Raw genomic sequence first — 6,883 nt, 5'->3', positions numbered from 1 at the left:
GGCCTGGAGCGCATGGCCTCCATCCTGCAAGGGGTGGAAAGCGTCTTCGAGACCGATCTGTTCCGTCACCTGATCGACGCGGCCTCGTCCGCGATCGGGCATGATCCCGACAAGGAGACGGTCGCCTCCTACCGAGTCATTGCCGATCATCTGCGCTCGTCCTCCTTCCTGGTCGCCGATGGCGTGCTGCCCTCGAACGAAGGCAGGGGCTACGTCCTGCGCCGCATCATGCGCCGCGCCATGCGCCATGCGCAGCTGCTCGGTGCCAACGAACCGCTGATGTGGAAGCTGGTGCCGGCGCTGGTGCGCGAAATGGGCCAGGCCTATCCGGAACTGCTGCGCGGCGAACAATTGATCACCGAGACGCTGAAGCTCGAGGAGACCAGGTTTCGCAAGACGCTGGTGCGCGGCCTCGGCCTGCTTTCCGAGGCGACCGAAACGCTGCATGCCGGCGACATGCTGGATGGCGAGACGGCCTTCAAGCTCTACGACACCTATGGCTTCCCGCTCGACCTGACGCAGGACGCACTGCGCCAGCGCAGCATCTCGGTCGATATTGCCGGCTTCACCAACGCGATGGAGCAGCAGAAGGCCGAGGCGCGCAAGCATTGGGCCGGGTCCGGCGACGCCGCCACCGAGACCATCTGGTTCTCGGTGCGCGAGAAGGCCGGCGCCACCGAGTTCCTCGGCTATGAGACTGAAGCTGCGGAAGGCATCATCCAGGCGCTTGTCCGGGACGGCAAGGCTGTCGACGGCGCCGGCAAGGGCGACGCGGTGGCGATCGTCGTCAACCAGACGCCGTTCTATGCCGAGTCCGGCGGCCAGATGGGCGACACCGGCGTCATCTCCGGCGAGGGGTTCTCGATCGAGGTTTCGGATACGCAGAAGAAGGCCGACGGGCTGTTCGTGCATATCGGCAAGGTGGCCAGCGGCACCGTCAAGACGGGCGCGGCTGTCGAGCTGAAGGTCGATCATGCAAGGCGCTCGAGGCTGCGCGCCAACCATTCCGCGACGCATCTGATCCATGAGGCGCTGCGCGAAGTGCTGGGCAGCCATGTCGCACAGAAGGGCTCGCTGGTCGCGCCCGAGCGCCTGCGCTTTGACATCTCGCACAACAAGCCGATTTCGGCCGAAGACCTCGAAGAGGTCGAGCGCATGGCCAACGAGATCGTCGTCCAGAACGGCCCGGTGACCACGCGCCTGATGTCGGTCGACGATGCCATCGCCGAGGGCGCCATGGCGCTGTTTGGCGAAAAGTACGGCGACGAAGTGCGCGTCGTGTCGATGGGCACCGGCCTGCACGGCGCCAAGGCGAACCGGCCCTATTCGGTCGAGCTCTGCGGTGGCACCCATGTCCGGGCGACCGGCGACATCGGCCTGGTGCGTGTCGTGTCGGACAGCGCGGTCGCCGCCGGCGTGCGCCGCATCGAGGCATTGACGGGCGAAGCCGCGCGCAAACATCTCGACGAGCAGGACAGGCGTTTGAAGGCGACGGCAGCCGTGTTGAAGATTTCGCCGGCCGATGTACCGGCGCGCGTCGAGACGCTGCTCGAAGAGCGCAAGAAGCTCGAAAAGGAACTGACCGAAGCGCGCAAGAAGCTGGCATTGGGCGGCGGATCGTCTGCCGATGCTCCAGCCGCCAATGAGACGGTCGCCGGTGTCGGCTTCCTCGGCAAGACGGTCTCAGGTGTCTCACCGAAGGACCTGAAGCCGCTGGCCGATGCCGGCAAGACGTCGCTCGGCTCCGGCGTCGTCGTCTTCGTCGGCGCCGGCGAAGACAACAAGGCAAGCGTCGTGGTGGCCGTCACCGACGACCTCGTCGGCCGCTTCAGCGCCGTCGACCTTGTCCGAGTGGCCTCGGCGGCACTCGGCGGGCAGGGCGGCGGCGGACGGCCCGACATGGCCCAGGCCGGCGGCCCCGACGCTTCCAAGGCCGATGATGCGATTGCTGCGGTAAGGGCGGCACTCGAAGCGGCGTAGGCGAGTGGACTGAATTTAAAGCAACGGTTGGAGGGACAGCGGACGTCACTTATCAGCCGATTTTTTCAGTCCGCACGAAGCTCGGCCGAGCCGCAATGCGCGCATACCAGTCCCGGATATCAGGGAACTCGGCCAGCAGATTTCGCCCCTCGGCGACCTTGACGAAATAACCGATGATCGGTGCGGCATGCAGGTCGGCCAGCGTCAGCTGGTCGCCCAGCAGCCACGGTCCCGGCGCTTTCAGCGCGGACAGCGTCCGAAGCGCTTTGCTCGCCTGAGCAAGGCCGCCGGCGATCAACGCCTCATCCGGCTGAGCCTTCTCCAGCCGCTCGACGGCGACATCCCAGACCATCGATCTGTAGGCATAGGCATCGAGCATGCCGATGATCTGGTTCATGGTTGCGCGGCCACGAGGCTCCGTCGCTTGCAGCGCTGGCCCGTCGAACGCCTCGTCAACATATCTGGCAATCGCGCTCGTCTCGAACAGCCGGAATCCGTCATGCTCGAAGGCCGGGATGCGGCCGAACGGATGATGTTCGAAATACCAGGCGGGAATCCCGTCGGCGGCAAAGACATCGACTGGCACAAGCTCGTAGTCGATGCCTTTTTCCTCAAGCACGAGGCGGACGATGCGCACATAGACGCTATAGTCCGCCCCGTAGACGATGGGCTTGCTCGACGATGTGGTGTTGACGCTATGATCGATGCGGGCGACGCTCTATTCTTTTATCTTCACAACGGGCTTGCCATCTTCGATGACGAGCGTGATCTTGCCTCCAAGCTCCGCCGGAGCGGGAGCGACATTGGCAGCTTGCACCTCAAACTTCGGCATGGAGTCCAAGAGCTCTTTGCCCTTGGTACTCTTTAGCCGTTCTTGCTGATCGAACCACATAGCCATTTACATCTACCTATTTTCGCAAATCCAGCTCATCCACGGAAGACAGATTTGCACTTCGACACGCCTCAAGTCTTTGTCGTTAACTCAGTGCTGTCGCGCACGAGATCAATATCGAGCGAAGCCTTTGGACGACATGCCTACGCCATCGCTTTCTGCAAATTCTCGTCGATCTTGTCGAGGAAACCGGTGGTCGACAGCCAGGGCTGGTCGGGGCCGATCAGCAGCGACAGGTCCTTGGTCATGAAGCCGGACTCGACCGTCTGGATACAGACCTTTTCCAGCGTGTCGGCAAAGCGCTTCAGCTCGGCATTGTCGTCGAGCTTGGCGCGGTGGGCGAGCCCCCGCGTCCAGGCGAAGATCGAGGCGATCGAATTGGTCGAGGTTTCCTCGCCCTTCTGGTGCTGGCGATAGTGGCGGGTAACGGTGCCGTGCGCGGCTTCGGCTTCCACCGTCTTGCCGTCCGGCGTCATCAGCACCGAGGTCATCAGGCCGAGTGAGCCGAAACCTTGCGCGACCGTGTCGGACTGGACGTCGCCGTCATAGTTCTTGCAGGCCCAGACATAGCCGCCCGACCATTTCAGGGCGGAGGCTACCATGTCGTCGATCAGGCGGTGCTCGTACCACAGCTTCTTCGACTTGAACTCGGTCTCGAATTCAGCCTCGTAGACCTCCTGGAAGATGTCCTTGAAGCGGCCGTCATAGGCCTTCAGGATGGTGTTCTTGGTCGACAGATAGACCGGGTAGTTGCGCAGCAAGCCGTAGTTCAGCGAGGCGCGGGCGAACTCGCGGATCGACTCATCGAGATTGTACATGGCCATGGCGACACCGGCGCCGGGCGCGTCGTACACATCGTGCTCGATCACCTGGCCGTCCTCGCCGACGAACTTGATGGTCAGCTTGCCCTTGCCGGGGAAGCGGAAATCGGTGGCGCGGTACTGGTCGCCGAAAGCGTGACGGCCGACGATGATTGGCTTGGTCCAGCCGGGCACCAGGCGCGGCACGTTCTTCATGATGATCGGCTCGCGGAAGATGGTGCCGCCGAGGATGTTGCGGATGGTGCCGTTCGGCGACTTCCACATCTTCTTCAGCTTGAACTCCTCGACGCGCTGCTCGTCAGGCGTGATCGTCGCGCATTTCACGCCGACGCCGTATTTCTTGATGGCGTTGGCCGAATCGATCGTCACCTGGTCGTTGGTGGCGTCGCGGTGTTCCACGCCGAGGTCGTAATATTCCAGCTTGAGGTCGAGATAAGGGTGGATCAGCTTGTCCTTGATGAACTGCCAGATGATGCGGGTCATCTCGTCGCCGTCGAGTTCGACGACCGGGTTCGCCACCTTGATCTTCGCCATGGAAAGAATGCCTCGTTGCTGGGATGTGGGACGGCCTTGCCCGCGTGGCGTTGGGCCGGGAGATGTCGCCCGTATATCAAAGCGCTTTTGGCCACGCAAACGGCGATCGGTCACGAATTGGAGGCCAGAGCCGTCGTCATTTGCGAATGCTTCATTTTCCCGGCCGAATATGGCAGGGGACGCTGAAATGCCGCAAACAGCAGTTCATTGACAATCATGCCCGTCACCAAAGATCCTGATAGCATTGCAGTCGCCGGCCCGGCGATCATCCTCGTCGAGCCTCAGCTTGGCGAGAACATCGGCATGGTCGCGCGCGCCATGGCCAATTTCGGTCTGTCGGAGCTGCGCCTCGTCAATCCGCGTGACGGTTGGCCGAGCGAGAAGGCACGTGCGGCGGCGAGCCGCGCCGATCATGTCATCGACGCCGTCACCGTCTTTGACGATCTGGCCTCGGCGCTCGCCGACCTGAACTTCGTCTTCGCCACCACGGCCAGGCAGCGCGACGGCTTCAAATCCGTGCGCGGGCCGGTGGAGGCGGGCAGGATGCTTCGGACCCGTCACGCAATGGGCCAGCGCACCGGCATCCTGTTCGGCCGCGAGCGCTTCGGCCTCTACAATGACGAGGTCGGCCTTGCCGACGAGATCGTCACGTTCCCGGTCGATCCCGATTTCTCGTCGCTCAACATCGCCCAGGCCGCGCTTCTGATGTCCTACGAATGGATGAAGTCCGGCCTGGAAGACGAGACCAAGACCAATTTTTCCGGCCCGGACATGAAGCCGGCAAGCAAGGAGGAATTGCACGGCCTGTTCGCCTATCTCGAAGGCGCACTGGAAGCGCGCGGCTATTTCCGGCCGGCACCGAAGAAGCCGAAAATGATCGACAATCTGCGTGCGGTGCTGACGCGCGCCGGTTTTGCCGAACCGGAGCTGAAGGTGCTGCGCGGCATCATCTCGTCGCTCGACAGGTTTTCGCCGGCGATGCCGCGCGGCGACGGGTCCCCTGGCGATGATCCACGGCGCTTGCCCGCGGCCGCCGCGCGAGCCCGCAAGGCGGAAGCGGCGCGCCTTGCCGGCGCCGGCAAGGACGATGACATACCGCCGCTTGGCGGAAAAGGAACCGACAATGACTGAGCGGCCGATCCTGATGTTCGATTCGGGCATCGGCGGGCTCACCGTACTGCGCGAGGCGCGCGTGCTGATGCCCGACCGCCGTTTCATCTATGTCGCCGACGACGCTGCGTTTCCCTATGGCGCCTGGGAAGAGCCGGCGCTGAGGGTGCATATCCTTGAATTGTTCGGCAAACTGCTTGAGCGGTTTGCGCCGGCCATTTCGGTCATCGCCTGCAACACCGCCTCGACGTTGGTGATCGACGCGCTGCGCGACAGATTTCCCGAGCATCCTTTTGTCGGCATGGTGCCTGCGATCAAGCCGGCGGCGGAACGCACGCGCTCAGGGCTGGTTTCGGTGCTGGCGACGCCTGGCACCGTCAAGCGCCAGTACACGCGCGACCTGATCAGCAAATGGGCGCAGAAATGCCATGTCCGCCTGGTCGGCAGCGACAGGCTGGCGGGACTGGCTGAGATCTACATGCGTGAGGGCTTCGTCGATGAGGAGGCGGTGCGCGCCGAGATCACGCCATGCTTCGTCGAACGTGATGCGCTGCGTACGGATATCGTCGTGCTCGCCTGCACACACTACCCCTTTCTGGCCAATCGTATGCGCAAGACGGCGCCTTGGCCGGTCGACTGGCTCGACCCCGCCGAAGCGATCGCGCGCCGGGCGCTGTCGCTTCTCGCCGACATCGATCCGAGCGGTCGTGGCGAGATGTTGCCTGAAGGGCCCGACCTTGCCGTCTTCACATCGAAAAGAGCCGATTTCCCCACCCGCCGCCTGATGCAGGGGTTCGGGTTGGCGATGTCGTGATTGCGAAGCGGAACATCACGGCAGTCGTTGCGTTTTTCTCCTGATGCCAACGGGAGAAAGAGCCATGCCAGCCACCTCGAAAGCCCAGCAGAAAGCCGCCGGCGCGGCTCTGTCGGCCAAGCGCGGCGAGACCAAGAAGAGCGAACTCCAGGGCGCTTCCAAGGGAATGTACGAATCGATGAGCGAAAAGCAGCTCGAGGAATTCGCCGAGACGAAGCGCAAGGGCCTGCCGGAGAAGAAGTCGAAAGGCTAGAGTGCAGTCCGCCGTTCAAGGGAAACGCCGAAGAACACGAGCCGGAATCAAAAGCCCGCGGCCAAACCGCAGGCTTCGAAATGATGTCGGCCGCCTGATTGCAGCCTACCAGCGCCCTCTGCACTGCTTGATCTTGTAGCGGATGACCTTCTTGTGGCCGTGCCGCCAGATAATTTTCTTCTTGATCACGATGCGGCAAGCCTGGTGGTGCCGGTGCCCTTGCCAATGCCTGGCCTCAGCCGGCTCCGGTGTCATGACCGCCATGGATCCCGCCAACACAGCGGCTCCTGTCAGGGTAAGGAAGAATTTCTTCATGCGAATGTAGCTCCTCTGCTCCGGTCCCTTCCTGATGCCGCTGGCGCAACCTCCCGCCACATCCGGCACTGTACTCAACCCAGAGACGCTATATCGTCGCCATGGCCTACGCCAGCCACAAGCTTGACACCGGTTAAATCTCCGTTTAATCAGCGCGCTAACAC

General features: G+C 62.9%; 8 protein-coding genes. 4 read left to right on the top strand and 4 right to left on the bottom strand.

Annotated elements, in window-relative coordinates; all coding sequences use genetic code 11:
* Positions 1 to 1,980 (top strand): alanine--tRNA ligase (gene alaS / locus EN884_RS19840; protein WP_128360695.1); only part of this gene is annotated, 1,980 nt, incomplete at its 5' end.
* A gap of 52 nt (positions 1,981 to 2,032) precedes the next feature.
* Here alaS and EN884_RS19835 read toward each other — a convergent pair.
* The 3 genes from EN884_RS19835 to EN884_RS19825 all read right to left on the bottom strand — a co-directional run bounded on the left by EN884_RS19835 (position 2,033) and on the right by EN884_RS19825 (position 4,227).
* On the bottom strand, positions 2,033 to 2,686 hold the full coding sequence (locus EN884_RS19835) for a glutathione S-transferase family protein (RefSeq protein ID WP_063167814.1): 654 nt from the start codon (positions 2,684 to 2,686) through the stop codon (positions 2,033 to 2,035).
* A gap of 12 nt (positions 2,687 to 2,698) precedes the next feature.
* Complete coding sequence (locus tag EN884_RS19830; RefSeq protein ID WP_027162373.1) at positions 2,699 to 2,878, bottom strand: hypothetical protein; 180 nt, start codon at positions 2,876 to 2,878, stop codon at positions 2,699 to 2,701.
* Between the two features lie 137 nt (positions 2,879 to 3,015).
* On the bottom strand, positions 3,016 to 4,227 hold the full coding sequence (locus EN884_RS19825) for an NADP-dependent isocitrate dehydrogenase (protein ID WP_063167815.1): 1,212 nt from the start codon (positions 4,225 to 4,227) through the stop codon (positions 3,016 to 3,018).
* A 216-nt stretch (positions 4,228 to 4,443) separates the two neighbouring features.
* Between EN884_RS19825 and EN884_RS19820 the strand changes: the two genes are divergently transcribed.
* The 3 genes from EN884_RS19820 (at position 4,444) to EN884_RS19810 (ending at position 6,404) form a co-directional block, all read left to right on the top strand.
* Positions 4,444 to 5,358, top strand: coding sequence for an RNA methyltransferase (locus tag EN884_RS19820; RefSeq protein WP_024504565.1), 915 nt, complete (start codon positions 4,444 to 4,446; stop codon positions 5,356 to 5,358).
* The gene (gene murI, locus EN884_RS19815) at positions 5,351 to 6,151 is read left to right on the top strand and encodes a glutamate racemase (RefSeq protein ID WP_013532145.1); all 801 of its coding nucleotides are present in this window, start codon (positions 5,351 to 5,353) and stop codon (positions 6,149 to 6,151) included. Before EN884_RS19820 ends, murI begins: the two co-directional genes overlap by 8 nt.
* A 64-nt stretch (positions 6,152 to 6,215) precedes the next feature.
* Complete coding sequence (locus tag EN884_RS19810) at positions 6,216 to 6,404, top strand: DUF3008 family protein (RefSeq protein ID WP_013532144.1); 189 nt, start codon at positions 6,216 to 6,218, stop codon at positions 6,402 to 6,404.
* Positions 6,405 to 6,509: 105 nt separating this feature from the next.
* Here the strand turns inward: EN884_RS19810 and EN884_RS19805 are convergent, their stop codons facing one another.
* Positions 6,510 to 6,719, bottom strand: coding sequence for a hypothetical protein (locus EN884_RS19805; protein ID WP_013532143.1), 210 nt, complete (start codon positions 6,717 to 6,719; stop codon positions 6,510 to 6,512).
* Between the last annotated feature and the right edge of the window lie 164 nt (positions 6,720 to 6,883).

This window comes from Mesorhizobium sp. M7A.F.Ca.AU.001.01.1.1 (assembly GCF_004022735.1).
Classification (GTDB): domain Bacteria; phylum Pseudomonadota; class Alphaproteobacteria; order Rhizobiales; family Rhizobiaceae; genus Mesorhizobium; species Mesorhizobium ciceri.
This window is presented reverse-complemented; position numbering and strand designations above follow the sequence as displayed.